Annotated in this window: 17 protein-coding genes and 5 tRNA genes; 6 read left to right on the forward strand and 16 right to left on the reverse strand. The window is 56.5% G+C overall.

Annotation, left to right across the window (positions count from 1 at the left end):
* The 6 genes from proX to leuA all read left to right on the forward strand — a co-directional run bounded on the left by proX (position 1) and on the right by leuA (position 7,933).
* The gene (gene proX, locus AC2TE5_RS17715) at positions 1–996 is read left to right on the forward strand and encodes a glycine betaine/L-proline ABC transporter substrate-binding protein ProX (RefSeq protein WP_484612105.1); all 996 of its coding nucleotides are present in this window, start codon (positions 1–3) and stop codon (positions 994–996) included.
* A 207-nt stretch (positions 997–1,203) separates the two neighbouring features.
* Positions 1,204–2,388: an MFS transporter gene (locus AC2TE5_RS17720; protein ID WP_121424494.1), complete on the forward strand. Its 1,185-nt coding sequence runs from the start codon at positions 1,204–1,206 to the stop codon at positions 2,386–2,388.
* Between the two features lie 313 nt (positions 2,389–2,701).
* Entirely contained in the window at positions 2,702–3,232 is a 531-nt protein-coding gene (gene mprA, locus AC2TE5_RS17725) for a transcriptional repressor MprA (protein WP_023308933.1), read from the forward strand.
* A 126-nt stretch (positions 3,233–3,358) separates the two neighbouring features.
* The gene (gene emrA / locus AC2TE5_RS17730; RefSeq protein ID WP_063144178.1) at positions 3,359–4,531 is read left to right on the forward strand and encodes a multidrug efflux MFS transporter periplasmic adaptor subunit EmrA; all 1,173 of its coding nucleotides are present in this window, start codon (positions 3,359–3,361) and stop codon (positions 4,529–4,531) included.
* A 16-nt stretch (positions 4,532–4,547) separates the two neighbouring features.
* Positions 4,548–6,095, forward strand: a complete 1,548-nt coding sequence (emrB, locus tag AC2TE5_RS17735; RefSeq protein ID WP_038417314.1) for a multidrug efflux MFS transporter permease subunit EmrB — start codon at positions 4,548–4,550, stop codon at positions 6,093–6,095.
* Between the two features lie 182 nt (positions 6,096–6,277).
* On the forward strand, positions 6,278–7,933 hold the full coding sequence (leuA, locus tag AC2TE5_RS17740) for a 2-isopropylmalate synthase (protein ID WP_484612106.1): 1,656 nt from the start codon (positions 6,278–6,280) through the stop codon (positions 7,931–7,933).
* Here leuA and AC2TE5_RS17745 read toward each other — a convergent pair.
* The 16 genes from AC2TE5_RS17745 to AC2TE5_RS17820 form a co-directional block, all read right to left on the reverse strand.
* A complete protein-coding gene (locus AC2TE5_RS17745) occupies positions 7,920–8,684 on the reverse strand; it encodes an AraC family transcriptional regulator (RefSeq protein ID WP_213328622.1) in 765 nt (254 codons plus the stop codon). The genes leuA and AC2TE5_RS17745 overlap by 14 nt on opposite strands.
* Before the next feature lie 54 nt (positions 8,685–8,738).
* Complete coding sequence (gene luxS, locus AC2TE5_RS17750; protein ID WP_047646219.1) at positions 8,739–9,254, reverse strand: S-ribosylhomocysteine lyase; 516 nt, start codon at positions 9,252–9,254, stop codon at positions 8,739–8,741.
* A gap of 153 nt (positions 9,255–9,407) precedes the next feature.
* A complete protein-coding gene (gene gshA / locus AC2TE5_RS17755) occupies positions 9,408–10,952 on the reverse strand; it encodes a glutamate--cysteine ligase (RefSeq protein WP_159514771.1) in 1,545 nt (514 codons plus the stop codon).
* Positions 10,953–11,035: 83 nt separating this feature from the next.
* Positions 11,036–11,464, reverse strand: coding sequence for a YqaA family protein (locus tag AC2TE5_RS17760; RefSeq protein WP_008499541.1), 429 nt, complete (start codon positions 11,462–11,464; stop codon positions 11,036–11,038).
* Entirely contained in the window at positions 11,461–12,027 is a 567-nt protein-coding gene (gene yqaB, locus AC2TE5_RS17765) for a fructose-1-phosphate/6-phosphogluconate phosphatase (RefSeq protein ID WP_032648006.1), read from the reverse strand. The genes AC2TE5_RS17760 and yqaB overlap by 4 nt, the downstream gene beginning before the upstream one ends.
* 125 nt (positions 12,028–12,152) lie before the next feature.
* Positions 12,153–12,229: transfer RNA gene (locus tag AC2TE5_RS17770), tRNA-Arg, on the reverse strand.
* A gap of 160 nt (positions 12,230–12,389) precedes the next feature.
* Positions 12,390–12,466: transfer RNA gene (locus AC2TE5_RS17775), tRNA-Arg, on the reverse strand.
* A 29-nt stretch (positions 12,467–12,495) separates the two neighbouring features.
* Positions 12,496–12,572: transfer RNA gene (locus AC2TE5_RS17780), tRNA-Arg, on the reverse strand.
* 64 nt (positions 12,573–12,636) lie between these two features.
* Positions 12,637–12,713: transfer RNA gene (locus AC2TE5_RS17785), tRNA-Arg, on the reverse strand.
* A 4-nt stretch (positions 12,714–12,717) separates the two neighbouring features.
* Positions 12,718–12,810 (reverse strand) — tRNA-Ser (locus tag AC2TE5_RS17790).
* 342 nt (positions 12,811–13,152) lie between these two features.
* Positions 13,153–13,338 carry a carbon storage regulator CsrA gene (gene csrA, locus AC2TE5_RS17795; protein ID WP_000906486.1) on the reverse strand — a complete coding sequence of 62 codons (186 nt, stop codon included), beginning with the start codon at positions 13,336–13,338 and terminating at the stop codon, positions 13,153–13,155.
* Between the two features lie 241 nt (positions 13,339–13,579).
* The gene (gene alaS / locus AC2TE5_RS17800) at positions 13,580–16,207 is read right to left on the reverse strand and encodes an alanine--tRNA ligase (RefSeq protein ID WP_213328623.1); all 2,628 of its coding nucleotides are present in this window, start codon (positions 16,205–16,207) and stop codon (positions 13,580–13,582) included.
* A 131-nt stretch (positions 16,208–16,338) separates the two neighbouring features.
* Positions 16,339–16,839 carry a recombination regulator RecX gene (gene recX, locus AC2TE5_RS17805; protein WP_484612107.1) on the reverse strand — a complete coding sequence of 167 codons (501 nt, stop codon included), beginning with the start codon at positions 16,837–16,839 and terminating at the stop codon, positions 16,339–16,341.
* A 68-nt stretch (positions 16,840–16,907) separates the two neighbouring features.
* Positions 16,908–17,966, reverse strand: coding sequence for a recombinase RecA (gene recA, locus AC2TE5_RS17810; RefSeq protein WP_023308943.1), 1,059 nt, complete (start codon positions 17,964–17,966; stop codon positions 16,908–16,910).
* Between the two features lie 89 nt (positions 17,967–18,055).
* The gene (gene pncC, locus AC2TE5_RS17815; protein ID WP_023308944.1) at positions 18,056–18,553 is read right to left on the reverse strand and encodes a nicotinamide-nucleotide amidase; all 498 of its coding nucleotides are present in this window, start codon (positions 18,551–18,553) and stop codon (positions 18,056–18,058) included.
* Positions 18,554–18,682: 129 nt separating this feature from the next.
* Positions 18,683–19,561 carry a metal ABC transporter substrate-binding protein gene (locus tag AC2TE5_RS17820; RefSeq protein WP_213328625.1) on the reverse strand — a complete coding sequence of 293 codons (879 nt, stop codon included), beginning with the start codon at positions 19,559–19,561 and terminating at the stop codon, positions 18,683–18,685.
* Between the last annotated feature and the right edge of the window lie 2 nt (positions 19,562–19,563).

Here is a 19,563-nt window from a genome sequence, read left to right on the forward strand (position 1 = left end):
ATGCGACATAACGTACTTTTTGCTACCGCGTTTGCCACCCTTGTCTCCACCAGCGCGTTTGCGGCAGACCTGCCGGGCAAAGGCATTACCGTGCAGCCGGTGCAGAGCACCATTTCGGAAGAGAGCTTCCAGACCCTGATCGTCAGCCGCGCGCTGGAGAAGCTGGGCTATACGGTCAACACGCCGAGCGAAGTGGATTACAACGTGGGCTACACGTCGATTGCCTCCGGTGACGCCACCTTTACCGCGGTGAACTGGCAGCCGCTGCACGACGACATGTATGCCGCCGCCGGTGGCGACAAGAAGTTCTATCGCGAAGGGACCTTCGTGACGGGTGCGGCGCAGGGGTATCTGATCGACAAGAAAACCGCAGATAAGTACCACATCACCAATATTGAACAGCTGAAAGATCCGAAGATCGCCAAACTGTTCGACACCAACGGCGACGGCAAGGCCGACATGATGGGCTGCTCGCCGGGCTGGGGCTGTGAGGCGGTGATTAACCACCAGAACAAAGCCTTCGATCTGGCGAAAACGGTCGACGTGAGCCACGGCAACTATTCAGCGATGATGGCCGACACCATTGCCCGCTTCAAAGAGGGTAAACCGGTGATCTACTACACCTGGACGCCATACTGGGTGAGCGACGTGCTGAAGCCGGGTAAAGACGTGGTGTGGCTGCAGGTGCCGTTCTCCTCCCTGCCGGGCGAGCAGAAAGATATCGACACCAGGCTGCCGAACGGCATGAACTACGGCTTCCCGGTGAACACCATGCATATCGTGGCCAACAAAGCCTGGGCGGAGAAAAACCCGGCGGTGGCGAAGCTGTTCTCGGTGATGAAGCTGCCGCTGGCGGACATCAATGCCCAGAACGCGATGATGCATGCGGGCAAATCGTCTGAAGCGGATGTGAAAGGCCACGTGGACGGCTGGATCAAAGCCCACCAGCAGCAGTTTGACGGCTGGGTGAAAGAGGCGCTAGAGGCGCAGAAGTAAAGTACTTTCCCCTCACCCCAGCCCTCTCCCGAAGGGAGAGGGTGTTAGCGTTCCCTCTCCCCGTGGGAGAGGGTTAGGGTGAGGGCACCAGACCGCACCATCCCCTAAACCGCACAATACATCACCCAACAATCCCCCAACTTTCACAATCATTAGCTATTATGGTTTCCGGAAAAATAATCACTCAACTAACGATTCCTGAAACTAATGACAAAAACAACTCAAGGGCTTAGCCCCGCACTCATCCTTTTAATGTCCGTGGCAACGGGTCTGGCAGTCGCCAGCAACTATTACGCGCAGCCTCTTCTCGACACCATCGCCCGCGCGTTCAATCTCTCCGCCAGCTCCGCAGGCTTTATCGTCACCGCTGCACAGCTGGGCTATGCCGCCGGGCTGCTGTTCCTGGTACCGCTCGGCGATATGTTTGAACGGCGAATGCTGATCGTCTCCATGACCCTGCTGGCTGCCGGTGGGATGCTGATCACCGCCAGCAGCCAGTCGCTGACGATGATGATCGTGGGTACCGCGCTAACGGGGCTGTTTTCCGTGGTGGCGCAAATCCTGGTTCCGCTCGCCGCGACCCTCGCCTCCCCGGAAAAACGCGGCAAGGTGGTGGGCACCATCATGAGCGGCCTGCTGCTGGGGATTTTGCTGGCGCGTACCGTTGCAGGGCTGCTGGCAAGCCTCGGCGGCTGGCGCACCGTATACTGGGTGGCGAGCGTGCTGATGGTCATCATGGCGCTGGCGCTGTGGCGCGGGCTGCCAAAGGTGAAGCAGGAAAATCACCTGAACTATCCTCAGCTGCTGGCCTCCGTTTTCAGTCTGTTCACCCAGGACAAGCTTCTACGCACCCGCGCCCTGCTGGGCTGTTTCACCTTCGCTAACTTCAGCATCCTGTGGACGTCGATGGCGTTTCTGCTGGCCGCGCCGCCGTTCAATTATTCCGAAGGGGTGATTGGCCTGTTCGGTCTGGCCGGCGCCGCTGGCGCACTGGGCGCGCGTCCCGCAGGCGGGCTGGCCGACAAGGGCAAATCCCACCTGACCACCTCCGCAGGGCTGGTTTTACTTCTGCTCTCCTGGGCGGCGATCTGGTACGGACACATCTCGGTGCTGGCGCTGATCGTCGGTATCCTGGTGCTCGATCTCACCGTGCAGGGCGTTCACATCACCAATCAAACCGTCATCTATCGCGTGAAGCCAGAGGCGCGTAACCGCCTGACGGCCGGTTACATGACCAGCTACTTCATCGGCGGCGCTGCGGGTTCGCTCATTTCCGCGTCAGCGTGGCAGCATGCAGGGTGGTCTGGGGTATGTGCGATTGGGGCCATCGTCGCTACCCTTAACCTGCTAGTATGGTGGCGCGGCTACCATCGTCAGGATGCAATTCACTAAGTTTTACATTGCGTTGGCCTCTTAGGGTGTTAAGAGGCCCTTCACTCTGTTAATGTAAACGTAATCATTTATCCCAGAAATTTTAATGTGGGTGACATATTTACAATCGGCATGAATAGTTCAGACCCCCGTCCTCACATCCTCTCTTCAGCGGGTTCACACCCTACGCTTTCTGTGCTCACCGGGTCACGGACTTACCCGGCGCTTTCTGATGGTGACATAAGTTTGGCGGATATAACCGCACAAATAATTCATTTACATTATTTGTCACTATCGTTACTATATCGGCTGTAATTAATGAGGTTATGCCCAAATGGATAGTTCGTTTACGCCCATTGAACAAATGCTTAAATTCCGCGCCAGTCGCCATGAGGACTTCCCGTACCAGGAAATCCTGCTGACCCGCTTGTGCATGCACATGCAGGGTAAGCTACTGGAAAACCGTAATAAAATGCTGAAAGCTCAAGGGATTAACGAGACGTTGTTTATGGCGTTGATTACGCTGGAGTCTCAGGAAAATCACAGCATTCAGCCTTCCGAACTGAGCTGCGCGCTGGGCTCCTCCCGTACCAATGCGACCCGTATTGCCGATGAACTCGAAAAGCGTGGCTGGATTGAGCGCCGTGAAAGCGACAACGATCGCCGCTGCCTGCATCTGCAACTGACCGATAAAGGTCACCAGTTCCTGCGTGAGGTGCTGCCACCTCAGCACAATTGCCTGCACAAACTCTGGTCTGCCCTCAGCACCGCCGAGCGCGACCAGCTTGAGCACATCACTCGCAAGCTGCTCACCCGTCTGGACCAGATGGATGAAGACGGCGCCGTTCTTGAGGCGCTGCGCTAACGCGACGACACGCTCACCATTCCAGATTCATAAGAAAACCGACAGGCCAGCACGTCACACTGCTGGCCTTTCTGACAACAGGTCGGCTCAGCCGATGTGAAAATAAGAAGATCGTGGAGAACTACAATGAGCGCAAATGCGGAGAGCACTACCCCGCAGCAGCCGGGCAACAAGAAAGGCAAACGTAAGAGCGCCCTTCTTCTGTTGACCTTGCTCTTTATCATTATTGCCGTGGCATATGGGATCTATTGGTTTTTAGTACTGCGTCATGCTGAAGAGACTGACGACGCGTACGTGGCAGGGAACCAGGTACAAATTATGGCGCAGGTGTCGGGCAGCGTGACGAAAGTCTGGGCTGACAATACCGACTTTGTGCAAAAAGGCGATGTGTTGGTGACCCTCGATCCAACCGACGCCCAGCAGGCGTTTGAAAAAGCACAGACCGCGCTGGCCTCCAGCGTCCGTCAGACCCGCCAGCTGATGATCAACAGCAAGCAGCTGCAGGCCAACATCGACGTGCAGAAAACGGCGCTGGCGCAGGCGCAGAGCGACCTGAACCGCCGCGTACCGCTCGGCACGGCTAACCTGATTGGCCGTGAAGAGCTGCAGCACGCCCGCGATGCCGTTGCCAGCGCTCAGGCACAGCTGGATGTGGCCATTCAACAGTACAACGCTAACCAAGCGATGGTGCTGGGCACCAGCCTGGAAAACCAGCCCGCCGTACAGCAGTCGGCGACCGAAGTGCGCAACGCGTGGCTTGCCCTGCAGCGTACCAAAATCGTCAGCCCGATGACCGGCTACGTCTCCCGTCGTTCCGTCCAGCCAGGGGCGCAGATTAGCCCAACCACGCCGCTGATGGCGGTCGTGCCGGCAGACAATCTGTGGGTAGACGCCAACTTTAAAGAGACGCAGCTTGCCCATATGCGTATCGGCCAGACCGCGACGGTTGTCAGCGACATCTACGGCGACGACGTGAAGTACACCGGTAAAGTGGTCGGCCTGGATATGGGGACCGGCAGCGCCTTCTCCCTGCTGCCTGCGCAAAACGCCACCGGCAACTGGATCAAAGTGGTTCAGCGTCTGCCTGTGCGTATTGAGCTGGATGCCAAACAGCTGGCGGATCACCCGCTGCGTATCGGCCTCTCTACGCTGGTGACGGTCGACACCGCCAACCGCGACGGTCAGATCCTGGCAAGCCAGGTTCGCAGCAGCCCGGCTTATGAAAGTAACGCCCGTGAAATTAGCCTCGATCCGGTCAACAAGCTGATCGATGACATCGTGAAGGCAAACGCCGGTTAATCCGAAGGTGAGCGTTATGCAACAGCAAAAGCCGCAAAAACCGCTGGAAGGCGCGCAGCTGGTCATTATGACCATCGCGCTGTCGCTGGCGACATTCATGCAGGTGCTGGACTCCACCATCGCGAACGTGGCGATCCCGACCATCGCCGGTAACCTTGGCTCGTCGCTGAGCCAGGGGACCTGGGTCATTACCTCGTTTGGGGTGGCAAACGCCATCTCCATTCCGATTACCGGCTGGCTGGCAAAGCGCGTCGGTGAAGTGAAGCTGTTCCTCTGGTCGACGGTATTGTTCGTTCTTGCCTCCTGGGCGTGCGGCATGTCCAGCAGCCTGACGATGCTGATCTTCTTCCGCGTTATTCAGGGGATTGTCGCCGGGCCGCTGATTCCGCTGTCGCAGAGCTTACTGCTGAACAACTACCCGCCCGCCAAGCGCTCCATCGCGCTGGCGCTGTGGTCGATGACCGTGATTGTCGCCCCGATTTGCGGGCCTATCTTGGGCGGCTATATCAGCGACAACTATCACTGGGGCTGGATCTTCTTCATCAACGTACCGATTGGCGCCATCGTGGTAATGCTGACGCTCCAGTCGCTGCGCGGAAGAGAAACCCGGACGGAACAGCGGCGTATCGACGCCATTGGTCTGGCACTGCTGGTTGTCGGCATCGGTAGCCTGCAGGTCATGCTCGACCAGGGTAAAGAGCTGGACTGGTTCAACTCCCGGGAGATCATCATCCTGACGATTGTCGCGGTGGTGTCGCTGAGCTTCCTGATTGTCTGGGAGCTGACGGACGATAACCCGATAGTCGACCTGTCGCTGTTTAAGTCGCGAAACTTCACCATAGGCTGTCTGTGTATCAGCCTCGCCTACATGCTCTACTTCGGCGCGATTGTACTGCTGCCGCAGCTGTTGCAGGAGGTATACGGCTACACCGCAACCTGGGCAGGTTTAGCCTCGGCGCCAGTTGGATTGATTCCGGTTCTGCTGTCGCCGATTATTGGCCGCTTCGCCCACAAGCTCGACATGCGCAGGCTGGTGACGTTCAGCTTTATCATGTACGCCGTCTGCTTCTACTGGCGCGCGTATACGTTCGAACCGGGAATGGACTTTGGCGCCTCCGCGTGGCCGCAGTTTATTCAGGGCTTTGCCGTGGCGTGTTTCTTTATGCCACTGACCACCATCACGCTTTCCGGTTTACCGCCTGAGCGCATGGCGGCGGCATCGAGCCTGTCGAACTTTACGCGAACGCTGGCGGGCTCGATTGGTACGTCGATCACCACCACCCTGTGGACGAACCGTGAATCGATGCATCATGCACAGCTGACCGAAGCGGTGAATCCGTTCAACCCGAACTCTCAGCAGATGTACAACCAGCTGCAGGGAATGGGCATGACGGAGCAGCAGGCGTCAGGGTGGATTGCCCAGCAGATCACCAACCAGGGACTGATTATCTCGGCCAACGAGATTTTCTGGATATCGGCAGGGATCTTTATCGTCCTGCTGGGACTGGTGTGGTTTGCTAAACCGCCGTTTGGCGCCGGTAGCGGCGGCGGCGGTGCGCACTAGTCCTGGGACAGTTGCCCGGTGGCGCTGCGCTTACCGGGCCTACGAACGTAGGCCGGATAAGGCGTAGCCGCCATCCGGCAAAAAACCGCACCGTGTCCAGAATGCGATAGCCATTGTCAGTTCCGATAAAGCAGCGCGCCTGAAATCAATTCACGATAGTGAAAAGACAACAGGAGCGCATCATGCTGAACACACCCGCCGACAAGTACCAACCCTATCCGATCCTTTCCCTGCCCGACCGCCGCTGGCCGGAGCAACGCATCACCCGCGCGCCGCGCTGGCTCTCAACCGACCTGCGCGACGGCAACCAGGCCCTTGCCGAGCCGATGGACAGCGCACGCAAGCTGCAGTTCTGGGACCTGCTGCTGGGCTGCGGATTCAAAGAGATCGAGGTCGCTTTTCCTTCCGCCTCGCAGACCGATTTCAACTTTGTTCGTCAGCTGATTGAAGAAAACCGCATCCCGGATGACGTCACGATTCAGGTGTTAACCCAGGCGCGGGAAGATCTTATTCATCGCACTTTCGAATCCCTGCGCGGTGCGAAACAGGCCACCGTCCATCTCTATAACGCCACCGCCCCGCTGTTCCGCCGCCTGGTGTTCGGCATGGAGAAAGCGCAAGTCGTCGAGCTGGCGACGCGCTCCACGCGGCTTATTCGTCAGCTGTGTGAAGAGAACCCGGACACCCGCTGGCAGTATGAGTATTCCCCGGAAACCTTCTGCTTTACCGAACCGGAATTTGCGCTGGAGATTTGTGAAGCCGTGGCGGAGATCTGGCAGCCGTGCGACGAACGGCCCATGGTGATCAACTTACCGGCCACCGTCGAAGTGAGCACGCCGAACGTCTATGCCGACCAGATCGAGTATTTCTGCCGCCACTTCAGCCGCCGCCGCGACGTCTGCATCAGCGTGCATCCGCATAACGACCGCGGTACCGGCGTCGCCAGCGCCGAGCTGGCCGTAATGGCGGGCGCAGACCGCGTGGAAGGCTGCCTGTTTGGCAACGGGGAGCGCACGGGCAACGTCTGCCTGGTGACGCTGGCAATGAATCTCTACAGCCAGGGCGTCAGCCCGAATCTGGACTTTAGCGATATGAACCGGGTGGTGGAAGTGGTGGAAGCCTGCAACCAGCTGCCGGTGCATCCGCGCCATCCGTGGGCGGGTCGGCTGGCCTATACCGCCTTCTCCGGCTCGCACCAGGACGCGATCAAAAAAGGCTTTGATGCCCGCAGGCCTGGCGAGCGCTGGGAGATGCCCTATCTGCCCGTCGATCCGCAGGATATCGGCTGCACCTACGAAGCGGTGATCCGCGTAAACAGCCAGTCGGGGAAAAGCGGCAGCGCGTGGCTCATCGAACAGAATCACGGTCTGAAATTACCCCGCGCCCTGCAGCAGGATTTCAGCCAGCACGTGCAGCAGGAAACCGATCGCCACGGAAAAGAGATGACGCAGAATGCGCTGTGGCAGCTGTTCCGCACCCGCTACGGCCTGGTAGCCACGCCGCAGTTTGCGCTGCAATCCTACCGCAGCGACAGCCAGCAGGACGGCCAGCTGCGTTTGACGGCAAGCATCTCTACGCAGGGGGGAACGCGTCAGCTGGAAGGTCAGGGTAACGGTCTGCTCTCCGCCGCAGCTCAGGGCTTAAGCCGCTGGGTCAACGCCCCGTTCATGATTAAGGATTATCACGAGCATACGTTAGGTGAACGCAGCGACAGCCGCTCGGTGGCCTACATCCGCTGCCTGTTCCAGGACGGCAGCAGCCGCTGGGGCGTGGGCATTGACAGCGACGTGGCGCGCGCGTCGCTTCAGGCGCTGCTTAACGCCGTCAGTCGTTCTTAAAGTAATCGCTGGGGGAGACGCCCATCACCCGGCGGAACATCGCCGTAAAGGCGCTGTGGCTGCCGTAACCCAGCTCCAGCGCCACGCGCAATACCGGCTGGCCCTGCGCCAGCCGCACTAAGGCTTCCAGCAGGCGTGCCCTTCTCAACCACTCGCCGTAGCTTAATCCCGTCTGCTGCTGAAAATGGCGGTTCAGGGTGCGCTCGCTCATGTTCGTCATGCTCGCGGCCTGCGCGCTGCTCCAGCTTTCCCCCGCGTTTTGCCGGATTTGCAGACACAGGTGACGTAACGCCTCACTTTCCGGCTCCGGCAGATGAAACGGCAGCACCGGCATAGTGCGGATTTCATCGAGAATGAGCTCATAGACGCGTTCATCCCGGCTTCCGGGTGAGTACGATTCAGGTAAAGCAAGGGAGACGAGGATCAGCTCGCGCAGCAGCGGCGCGATCTGCACGATCTGGCAGGTTGCGGGGAGATCGGCCCGCGCCAGCGGATCGATGAACAGCGTTCGCGCCGCCACGTTGCCGGTGATGCGAAGCGAGTGCTCTGTCCCCGCCGGCAGCCAGACGCCGCGACCGGGAGGAACTACCCAACAGCCCGATGCGGTATCCACCCGTACCACGCCGCTCAGGGTGTGCAACAGCTGCGCGCAGTCGTGCTCATGCCACGGTTCGCTGTCGCCATGAACATAATCATGGGCAAACGGAACGAGGGGACGATGGGTAAAGGAGAAGGTTGCGGTTGTGGTCATGGGGTTAAACAACCCTCACCCTACCCTCTCCCTGAGGGAGAGGGAAAAGGTGCACTAGATGTGCAGTTCCTGCAGTTTTTCTTTTGGCAGGGCCAGCTCTTCGTTGCTGTTCACGCGAACATCACGCTCGATGATGTGACGCGCGATTTCCTGCGCTTCTTCCAGAGAGTGCATCTGGTAAGTACCGCACTGGTAAACGTTCAGCTCAGGGATCTGGTTCTGCTCTTTCACCTTCAGCACGTCTTCCATCGCCGCTTTCCACGCATCTGCGACGCGTTTCTCGTCAGGCACACCAATCAGACTCATGTAGAAACCGGTACGGCAGCCCATCGGAGAGATATCGATGATCTCAACGCCGTTGCCGTTCAGGTGGTCACGCATGAAGCCAGCGAACAGGTGCTCCAGGGTATGAATGCCTTTCTCTGGCATCACTTCTTTATTTGGCACGCAGAAACGCAGATCGAAGACGGTGATCGTGTCGCCGTGCGGGGTGTGCATGGTCTTCGCCACGCGAACTGCAGGTGCTTCCATACGGGTATGGTCGACAGTAAAGCTATCTAATAACGGCATACGTCACCTCCGATAGTGATTTTTTTTAAAATAAACTGAACTCTTCTACAGAATGCGCGTCTGAGTATATGAAAGACGCGCATTTGTTATCATCATCCCTGAATTCAGAGATGTATATTTTGGCCACAGCGATGTGGCCTTTTTCTTTTCTGCTTAAGCCTGCTTCGCCAGAAACGCCTCAAACGACTCGGTATCCGCCGCTTCAACTTCTTTCTGACGCACAACGGACGCATCGCGTTCCGCTACAAAATCCGCTTCGCTCAGCACTTCTAACGGCTCCTGCATCAGCATCTCACGGTACTCCGCTGAGAGTGAACGCCCCGTGCCGCCAATGCCCTGATCGATCATAGAACGCAGAATGCGTGCTGAGAACGTCAGTTCCGGATTATCAAAACTTTCCACCAGCCGATCGCAGATCTGTTGATACGCGTCGCCGCCGTCGATGCTGTCCATTGTCCGGGCAACACGCTTCAGGTCACGGAACAGATCTTTGCCGACTTTGGTCAGCGGGAACTGTGCCGTTTCGCAGCCGATACCGAGCGTCAGACCCGGTTTACGCCCTTCCAGAATCACGCGGTTCCAGTTTGTACGGGTGCAGAGCAGTTCGTCTGAACTCATTTCCGGCGCATCCGCCAGCACGCACCAGACCATAAACAGATCCAGGAAGCGAATCTGCTGTTCATCAACGCCAATCGGTGAGAACGGGTTGATATCCAGCGAGCGTACTTCAATGTATTCAATCCCACCGCGCTGAAGCGCATCCGACGGGGTTTCACCGCTGCGCGTTACGCGCTTAGGACGAATAGGCGCATACAGCTCGTTTTCAATCTGCAGCACATTGCTGTTGATTTGCAGGCGCTTGCCGTCTTTTTCGAGGCCGATTTTCTCGTACTCTTCCGACGGGGTTTTGATCGCCCGCTTCAATCCTGCCACATATTCGTGCAATTCGTTAAACGTAATACCGAGATTGCTTTGCGATTTATTGGTATAACCGAGATCGCTCAGGCGCAGAGAGGTCGCGTACGGGAGATAGTACATTCCGCACTCGGTCTTCTCGAACGGCAGCGTGGTCGGTTTCCCCTGCAGGAACGAAGAACAGATCGCCGGGGAGGCACCAAACAGATACGGGATCACCCAGCCGAAACGGTAATAGTTGCGGATCAGGCGGAAATAGCCCTCAGAGATCGCGTCTTTATCTGTTTCACCGCATTTCGCCTGCCAGAAAGCCATTGGCAGCGAGAAGTTGTAATGCACGCCAGAGATCGTCTGCATCAACGCGCCGTAGCGGTTTTTCAACCCTTCGCGATAGAGCGTTTTCAGCCGACCGATATTTGACGTGCCGTACTGCGCCAGCTCAATCTCCTGGCCCTGCTCGATATAGCACGGCATGCTGAGCGGCCACATACGTTCGTCGCCCATGTTGCGCGCGGTATAGCGATGGATATCGCGCATGATCGTCAGCATATGATCAATATCACCCTCTACTGGCGTGATGAACTCCAGCAGTGCTTCAGCGAAATCGGTTGTGATCCATTTATGTGTCAGCGCCGAGCCTAACGCCTTCGGGTGACCCGTCGTCGCTAAGCTACCGTCCGCGTTAACGCGCAGCGTTTCACGCTCAAGACCACGCTGAATACCCTTCAATGCCTGAGGGTGGTTTTCCAGCCAGGCCAGCGCCTGAGATACGTCCGGGATCAAATTGACCTCCCGCCTGTCAAAGTAATGTTACTCAGCATAATTGTAATGGTTGACGATTGAAGGTCGCGTATTCATTCCACCAATTAGTGCCACCACGTCATACCCTGTAGTGTTGCCCACGCCACGAGAACATAGCGCAACGCCTTGCCAAGGCACAAAAAAAAGAGCACCGGTCCCCAGGAGATGCGCATCCATCCCGCCAGCAGACACAGTAAATCGCCTATTACAGGCATCCAGCTTAATAACAGCGTGGCAGCGCCATAGCGTTTTAGCCAGCCGACTGCCTTTTCCTGCCAGCGCGATTTTTCGCGCAGCGGAAAGAAACGCCCAAGAATAACGTTAGTCAGCCCTCCAAGGCTATTACCCATTGTTGCTATTAATACAAGCAGCCAGGGCTGACTCACGCCGGACAACAGCATCGCCACCAGCACCACTTCCGAATTTCCCGGTAACAGCGTGGCGCTTAAAAAACTGCTGGCGAATAATGAGGCGAGTGACAGCGCGTCACTCACAGTAAGCGCACATCCACCGCATCCATTCCGGCATCACGCGCGGCCTGGATACCAAAATCGGCATCTTCAAACACGACACATTTTGCCGCCGGGACGCCCATTAACTCAGCGCAAAGCAGGAAGGTGTCCGGTGCGGGCTTATGATGTTTAACATGATCGGCGGCGACCACGGCAGAAAAATAGTGGCGCAGGCCAAGATGATTGAGTAATGCCTCAGCAATCGCACTTTCGCTGCCTGTTCCGACCGACATCGGGCGACGCCCGTGCCACTCTTTTACCACATCAATCAGCGGCAGAGGGCGTACGGTATCTAAAAGCATGGCTTTTACCGCATCGGTTTTTTCGCGCGCGAGCAGGTGCGGGTCGAGATCGGCCTGATTCAGTTCAATCACGGCCTGTGCAATACGCCAGGTGGGGGATCCGTTGAGGGCAATCATCGCCTGAAGATCGAAACGCATACCGTAGCGGCCCAGGACATCAGTCCAGGCTTGACGATGCGTGGGTTCGGTATCCAGGAGAGTGCCGTCCATATCGAAGATCAAACCGTCATACTGTGCGTACATCGTGCTCTCGCTAAACGATTAACAAAGCATTACTTTATCGTAAATGGTGATTTTTGTCGCTGATTGCGAAGTGATAACTACGAGAGTGATTAAGAACTAAACATCGAAGGGAATAACAGAAGAGATGGTGCATCCGGGAGGATTCGAACCTCCGACCGCTCGGTTCGTAGCCGAGTACTCTATCCAGCTGAGCTACGGATGCATCAGGGAACTACTTTCAGAAATAATAATGGTGCATCCGGGAGGATTACTCGGCTGCGCCTCGCCCTGCGGGCCGTTGCTGAAGCAACGTTATCCTCCCTGGTGCTCGCGATTAACTCGCAGACCTTGAAACAACAGCGTGGCTATTATCTCGGAGAATATGGTGCATCCGGGAGGATTCGAACCTCCGACCGCTCGGTTCGTAGCCGAGTACTCTATCCAGCTGAGCTACGGATGCATCAGGGTACTGCTTTCAGAAATAGTAAATGGTGCATCCGGGAGGATTCGAACCTCCGACCGCTCGGTTCGTAGCCGAGTACTCTATCCAGCTGAGCTACGGATGCATCGGGATTTACTACTGTACTGCTCGATATTCATATCACTTCTAAAGCAATATGAAGTAATAGATGGTGCATCCGGGAGGATTCGAACCTCCGACCGCTCGGTTCGTAGCCGAGTACTCTATCCAGCTGAGCTACGGATGCAAAATGGCGGTGAGGCGGGGATTCGAACCCCGGATGCAGCTTTTGACCGCATACTCCCTTAGCAGGGGAGCGCCTTCAGCCTCTCGGCCACCTCACCACACAACGCCTCTTTCGAGTGCTTCGAGTTACTCGTTAAGAGCTTCTCGTCGCTGCGTGGCGCATATATTACTTTCTGGGACTTATAAGTCAAACAATTTTCCAAAAGCTTTTATCGTTTGCACAAATCACACGCAATTCGCATGTAAAAGCCGCAAAGAGGGTGTTTTATAAGCGGATTTTGCAGGCATCTTCACAGAAAACCTTTGCAGAAATGGCGGCGTAAGGGCGAGTTTAGGGTGACGGAGTGGTTAAAAAGAGAGCGTTTGAAATTAAACGGTAACGTTGAGCAGGAAAAATGACAGGAGGGTTGCGTCTCGCCCGACAGCGAGACGCGACAATATCAGTAACTGGACTGCTGGGATTTTTCAGCCTGGATACGCTGGTAGATCTCTTCACGGTGGACAGATACTTCTTTAGGAGCGTTAACACCAATACGTACCTGGTTACCCTTTACCCCTAAAACTGTCACGGTGACCTCATCCCCAATCATGAGGGTCTCACCAACTCGACGAGTCAGAATCAGCATTCTTTGCTCCTTGAAAGATTAAAAGAGTCGGGTCTCTTGTATCCCGGCATTATCCATCATATAACGCCAAAAAGTAAGCGATGACAAACACGTAAAGTGTAAGCAGTCACGGCATCACATTCTGTTAAACGTAAGTTTAGCCGATATACACAAACTCAACCTGACTTTATCGTTATCGATAGCACAGTGAACAAGACGCCATAACGTTACCGCTATGGCGTCTGCTTGTGCTTTGTAGTTATTACAGTTTCGCGCTTACCCAGCTTTCAACGCTGGCCAATGCCGCAGGAAGTGCCGCCGCATCCGTACCACCGGCTTGCGCCATGTCCGGACGACCGCCACCCTTGCCGCCCACCTGCTGAGCGACCATACCAATCAGTTCCCCTGCTTTTACGCGGTCGGTCACATCCTTAGAGACGCCCGCAATCAGAGAAACCTTACCTTCTGCCACTGTCGCCAGCACGATAACGGTAGAACCAAGCTGGTTCTTGAGATCGTCGACCATAGTACGCAGCATCTTAGGCTCAACGCCCGCCAGATCGCTGACAAGCAGTTTGACGCCCTTAATGTCTACAGCCTTGCTGGAGAGGTTTGCACTCTCCTGCGCCGCAGCCTGCTCTTTCAGCTGCTGCAGCTCTTTTTCCAACTGACGCGTGCGATCCAGCGCAACGCGCACTTTCTCGCCCAGGTTCTGGCTATCGCCTTTCAGCAGCTGCGCGATGTCGTGCAGCTGATCGCTCTGCGCATGCAGGCTGGCAATCGCACCTTCACCGGTCACCGCTTCAATACGACGCACACCTGCCGCCGTACCCGACTCGGAAACAATGCGGAACAGGCCGATGTCACCGGTGCGCGATGCGTGCGTACCGCCGCACAGCTCGGTAGAGAAGTCGCCCATGCTCAGCACGCGAACGCGGTCGTCATATTTCTCACCAAACAGCGCCATCGCACCTTTTTTCTTCGCGTCCTCGAGCTCCATGATGTGGGTCTCGATTGGCAGGTTACGACGGATCTGCGCGTTCACCAGATCTTCCACCGCGCGGATTTCAGACGGTTTCATCGCTTCAAAATGCGAGAAGTCGAAACGCAGCACTTTATCGTTAACCAGAGAACCTTTCTGTGCAACGTGGGTACCGAGTACGTCGCGCAGGGCAGCGTGCATCAGGTGGGTTGCAGAGTGGTTCAGACGAATGCGCGCGCGGCGAGCTTCATCCACGTTAGCCTGTACGCCCTCGCCCACTTTCAGAGAACCGGAAACCAGTTTGCCCTGGTGACCAATCGCCTGACCGTATTTCTGGGTATCGCTGACGCTGAAGCTGAAACCGTTGCCTTTCAGTTCGCCTTTATCACCAACCTGGCCGCCGGACTCCGCGTAGAACGGCGTTTTGTCCAGAATGACAACCGCATCCTGGCCCGCGCTAATGCTGTCCACGGCTTTACCGTCAACAAACAGAGCGGTCACTTTGCCGGTCAGTTCCAGCGCGTCATAACCTTTGAATTCTGACGCGCTATCAACGCGGATCATCGCGTTGTAGTCTGCACCGAAACCGCTGGATTCACGCGCACGACGACGCTGCTCTTCCATCGCGGCTTCGAAGCCCGCTTCGTCAACTTTGATGTTGCGCTCGCGGCAAACGTCCGCCGTCAGGTCAACCGGGAAGCCGTAGGTGTCGTACAGGCGGAAAGCGGTTTCGCCATCCAGCGTGTCGCCCTTAAGTTTCGCCAGCTCTTCGTCCAGCAGCGCCAGACCGCGCTCCAGTGTACGTGCAAACTGCTCTTCTTCGGTTTTCAGAACCTGCTCTACCTGCGCCTGCTGGCGTTTCAGCTCATCACCGGCAGCACCCATCACGCCAATCAGTGGCCCAACGAGTTTATAGAAGAAGGTGTCCTTCGCGCCCAGCATGTTGCCGTGACGGATGGCACGACGAATGATACGACGCAGCACGTAGCCACGGTTTTCATTCGACGGGATAACGCCGTCGGCAATCAGGAACGCACAGGAACGAATGTGGTCCGCGATAACGCGCAGAGATTTGTTGCTGAGGTCGGTCGCGCCGGTCACTTCCGCGACGGACTTGATCAGCGTGCTGAACAGATCGATGTCATAGTTGGAGTTAACGTGCTGCAGAACCGCGGCAATACGCTCCAGGCCCATACCGGTATCAACGGAAGGCTTCGGCAGCGGCTCCATCGTACCGTCGGCCTGACGGTTGAACTGCATGAACACGATGTTCCAGATCTCAATGTAGCGATCGCCGTCTTCTTCCGGGCTACCTGGAGGGCCGCCCCAGATGTGGTCGCCGTGATCGTAGAAGATCTCGGTGCACGGACCGCAAGGGCCGGTATCACCCATCTGCCAGAAGTTATCAGACGCGTATGGCGCGCCTTTGTTATCACCGATGCGAATAATACGCTCGCGCGGGATCCCGACTTCTTTTTCCCAGATTTCGTAGGCTTCGTCATCGGTTTCATAGACGGTAACCCACAGACGCTCTTTCGGCAGGTTGAACCAGTTTTCACCGGTCAACAGTTCCCACGCATATTGAATAGCATCGTGTTTGAAGTAGTCGCCGAAGCTGAAGTTACCCAGCATTTCGAAGAACGTATGGTGACGCGCGGTGTAACCGACGTTTTCCAGGTCGTTGTGTTTACCGCCCGCACGCACGCAACGCTGTGAGGTTGTGGCGCGGGAATAATTACGCTTGTCGAGACCAAGGAACACATCCTTGAACTGGTTCATCCCGGCGTTGGTAAACAGCAGAGTCGGATCGTTGTTCGGTACCAGGGAGCTGCTGGCAACAACCTGGTGTCCCTTACTATGGAAAAAATCGAGAAACGCCTGACGGATCTCAGCGGTGCTCTTGCTCATAATTATCCTGAAATCAAGCTAACGAAATGTCGTAGCCAGCCTGTATCGGTAAACCGTTGGACAGACCAGCTACTGGAAAAAGTGGGAATAAGATAAGTTTTCTTGGGTGGGAAGTAAAATCCCGCATGCGTTCAATCGGCAAAATTACGCCAGATATCCTGAATATCTTCCATCAGAAAGCCGCGGTAGAGCAAAAAGCGCTGGATTTTGACTTTTTCTGAAAATTCACGCGGCAGCGGTTCGCGGTATTTACGTATCGCCTGTTCCCTGGCCAGCTCGCACCAGTCAATATCGCATTCGCGCATCGCTTTTTCGATGGATTCCCGGGCCACCCCTTTCTGGTTCAGCTCCTGCCGGATGCGTGCGGGCCCATATCCTTTGCGGCCGCGGCTGGCGAGAAACCGCGAGGCGAAACGCTCGTCATCGAGATAACGATGCTCATAGCACCAGGCAATCACGCGGTCATAATCTTCCGCGGTGGCATCAATCTCTTCCGGCCCGTTTTTACTCATCACCGGAGCCGACAGTTTTCGCCGCAACTCCTGTTCACTGTGATCACGCACGGCCAGGATGCGCACCGCGCGGTCCAGTAAGCGTGCATACGCGGGTCGACGTGTTGTCGGTTCACTCATAAAAAACCTGCTGATTCAGAAATGCAAAAAGGGCCGCATCAGCAGCCCTTCATTTTTAAACGAAAGAATTAAAAGTCTTCGTTAGTTTCTTCAGCATCCGCGGCATCCACCACGAAATCAGGTTTGGAGTCCTGGTTGTTCAGCAGAAGCTCACGCACCTTCTTCTCAATCTCTTTCGCCGCAGCCGGGTTCTCTTTCAGCCAGGAGATCGCGTTCGCTTTACCCTGACCAATCTTGTCACCGTTGTAGCTGTACCAGGCGCCCGCTTTTTCAATCAGCTTCTCTTTCACGCCCAGGTCAACCAGCTCGCCGAGGAAGTTGATCCCTTCGCCGTAGAGGATCTGGAACTCAGCCTGTTTGAACGGCGCGGCGATTTTGTTCTTCACAACCTTCACGCGGGTCTCGCTACCCACCACGTTCTCGCCCTCTTTCACCGCGCCGATACGGCGGATATCCAGACGGACAGAGGCGTAGAATTTCAGTGCGTTACCACCGGTAGTGGTTTCCGGGTTACCGAACATCACACCAATTTTCATACGGATCTGGTTGATGAAGATCAGCAGCGTGTTGGACTGCTTCAGGTTACCCGCCAGCTTACGCATCGCCTGGCTCATCATACGTGCCGCGAGGCCCATGTGAGAGTCACCGATTTCGCCTTCGATTTCGGCTTTTGGCGTCAGTGCGGCAACGGAGTCGACCACGATAACGTCAACAGCACCAGAACGCGCCAGCGCGTCACAAATTTCCAGCGCCTGCTCACCGGTGTCCGGCTGAGAACACAGCAGGTTGTCAATATCCACGCCCAGCTTGCGGGCATAAACAGGATCCAGCGCGTGCTCGGCATCGATAAACGCACAGGTTTTACCTTCGCGCTGTGCCGCGGCAATCACCTGCAGCGTCAGGGTGGTTTTACCGGAGGACTCTGGCCCGTAGATTTCTACGATACGGCCCATAGGCAGACCGCCAGCGCCCAGCGCGATATCCAGAGAAAGCGAACCGGTGGAGATGGTTTCCACATCCATGGAACGGTCTTCACCCAGGCGCATGATGGAGCCTTTACCGAATTGCTTTTCGATCTGGCCCAGTGCTGCCGCCAACGCTTTCTGTTTGTTTTCGTCGATAGCCATTATTACTCCTGTCATGCCGGGAGAAGCGACTGTGCTTCACCGTGGATTTCTGTTCTGTTGGTGCAATTATACTGTATGGTCATACAGTATCAAGTGTTTTGTAGAAATTGTTGCCAGAGCGTTTTTAACGCATAAACGGTTGCCTGACGACGCACGCTTTCGCGATCGCCGCTGAAGCACTCCCGGCGGGTGATCCCTTCCCCTTTGGAGGTGGCGAACCCAAACCAGACGGTGCCGACAGGCTTCACGTCGCTGCCGCCGTCCGGGCCCGCAATGCCGCTAATGGAAATCGCGTAATCTGCGCGTGCCTCTTTGAGCGCACCAATGGCCATCTCGATCACCACCGGTTCGCTGACCGCGCCATGCTGTTCAAGCGTGGATTCGCGCACGCCAATCATCTGTGCTTTAGCTTCGTTACTGTAGGTCACAAAACCGCGTTCAAACCAGGCGGAACTGCCGGCAATATCGGTAATCGCTTTCGCCACCCAGCCGCCGGTACAGGATTCCGCAGTGGTGATTGTCGCGCCACGCTGCTTCAGCGCAAGGCCAACGATCTCGCTAAGCTGCATCAATTCATGGTCAGTCATTCTCGCTCCAGGCATCAGAAAAACGTGCAGCACAAGATAGCACTTTCTCGTCAGATGTGGGGATGCACTTCAGGTTTTACGAGGGGGCTTCAGAAAAAAGCCGGTACGGACGCACCGGCGGTGGAAAGGTTATTTCATGCTCTCAGCGAGGGTGTTCACATTGTGGCGAAACGCCTTAACGTAGGTGTCTGCCGCCCCACCTTTTGCCGACAGCGCTTCGGGGTAAAGCTCGCCCCCAGGCTGCGCGCCCGTCGCCGACGCAATCTGCTTAACCAGACGCGGATCGAGCTGATTTTCCATAAACCAGGTTTTCACGCCGTCGGCTTTAATCTGATTGATAATCTCAGCGACCTGCGCCGCGCTGGCTTCGCTCTCAGACGACAGCCCCTGCGGCGCCATGAACGTCACGCCGTAGGCGCGGCTGAAATAGCCGAAAGCGTCATGGCTGGTCAGCACTTTACGCTTCGCCGGCGGGATCTGGCTAAAGCGCGTTTTGGCCCAGTTATCCAGCTGGCTAAGCTGCGCGATATACGGTTTACCGGAGGCTTCCAGCGCGGCTTTATCATCCGGATCGGCTTTCACCAGCCCGTTCAGGATATTTTGCGCATAGCGCGCCCCGTTCGCCGCGCTGTTCCACGCGTGCGGATCGGTGACGGTTTTGCCGTCCTCTTCCAGGGTGTGGGTTTTCACCCCGGCTGAAGCCACCACCAGCTGCCCCTTAAATCCGGAGGCTTTTACCAGACGGTCAAGCCAGCCTTCCAGCCCCAGGCCGTTCACCACCACCACATCAGCCTTGCTCAGGGCCGCGCTGTCTTTCGGCGACGGTTCAAAGGTATGCGGATCGCCGTCCGGCCCGACCAGCGTCGTCACCTTCACATGGTCACCGCCTACCTCCTGCGTGATATCCCCCAGTATCGAAAAGCTGGTGACCACATTCAGCGTTTTCGCCATCACGCCGTGCGACATCATCCCCAGCGCGAGCGCCACTACAAATCCTGTACGTTTCATCG

It is taken from the genome of Enterobacter sp. N5-15, assembly GCF_057221635.1.

Bases quoted from the DNA above. Each gene is read 5' to 3' on its own strand.
- proX (WP_484612105.1), top strand. From the start codon at position 1: ATGCGACATAACGTACTTTTTGCTACCGCGTTTGCCACCCTTGTCTCC.
- AC2TE5_RS17720 (WP_121424494.1), top strand. From the start codon at position 1,204: ATGACAAAAACAACTCAAGGGCTTAGCCCCGCACTCATCCTTTTAATG.
- mprA (WP_023308933.1), top strand. From the start codon at position 2,702: ATGGATAGTTCGTTTACGCCCATTGAACAAATGCTTAAATTCCGCGCC.
- emrA (WP_063144178.1), top strand. From the start codon at position 3,359: ATGAGCGCAAATGCGGAGAGCACTACCCCGCAGCAGCCGGGCAACAAG.
- emrB (WP_038417314.1), top strand. From the start codon at position 4,548: ATGCAACAGCAAAAGCCGCAAAAACCGCTGGAAGGCGCGCAGCTGGTC.
- leuA (WP_484612106.1), top strand. From the start codon at position 6,278: ATGCTGAACACACCCGCCGACAAGTACCAACCCTATCCGATCCTTTCC.
- AC2TE5_RS17745 (WP_213328622.1), bottom strand. From the start codon at position 8,684: ATGACCACAACCGCAACCTTCTCCTTTACCCATCGTCCCCTCGTTCCG.
- luxS (WP_047646219.1), bottom strand. From the start codon at position 9,254: ATGCCGTTATTAGATAGCTTTACTGTCGACCATACCCGTATGGAAGCA.
- yqaB (WP_032648006.1), bottom strand. From the start codon at position 12,027: ATGTACGCACAGTATGACGGTTTGATCTTCGATATGGACGGCACTCTC.
- csrA (WP_000906486.1), bottom strand. From the start codon at position 13,338: ATGCTGATTCTGACTCGTCGAGTTGGTGAGACCCTCATGATTGGGGAT.
- alaS (WP_213328623.1), bottom strand. From the start codon at position 16,207: ATGAGCAAGAGCACCGCTGAGATCCGTCAGGCGTTTCTCGATTTTTTC.
- recX (WP_484612107.1), bottom strand. From the start codon at position 16,839: ATGAGTGAACCGACAACACGTCGACCCGCGTATGCACGCTTACTGGAC.
- recA (WP_023308943.1), bottom strand. From the start codon at position 17,966: ATGGCTATCGACGAAAACAAACAGAAAGCGTTGGCGGCAGCACTGGGC.
- pncC (WP_023308944.1), bottom strand. From the start codon at position 18,553: ATGACTGACCATGAATTGATGCAGCTTAGCGAGATCGTTGGCCTTGCG.
- AC2TE5_RS17820 (WP_213328625.1), bottom strand. From the start codon at position 19,561: ATGAAACGTACAGGATTTGTAGTGGCGCTCGCGCTGGGGATGATGTCG.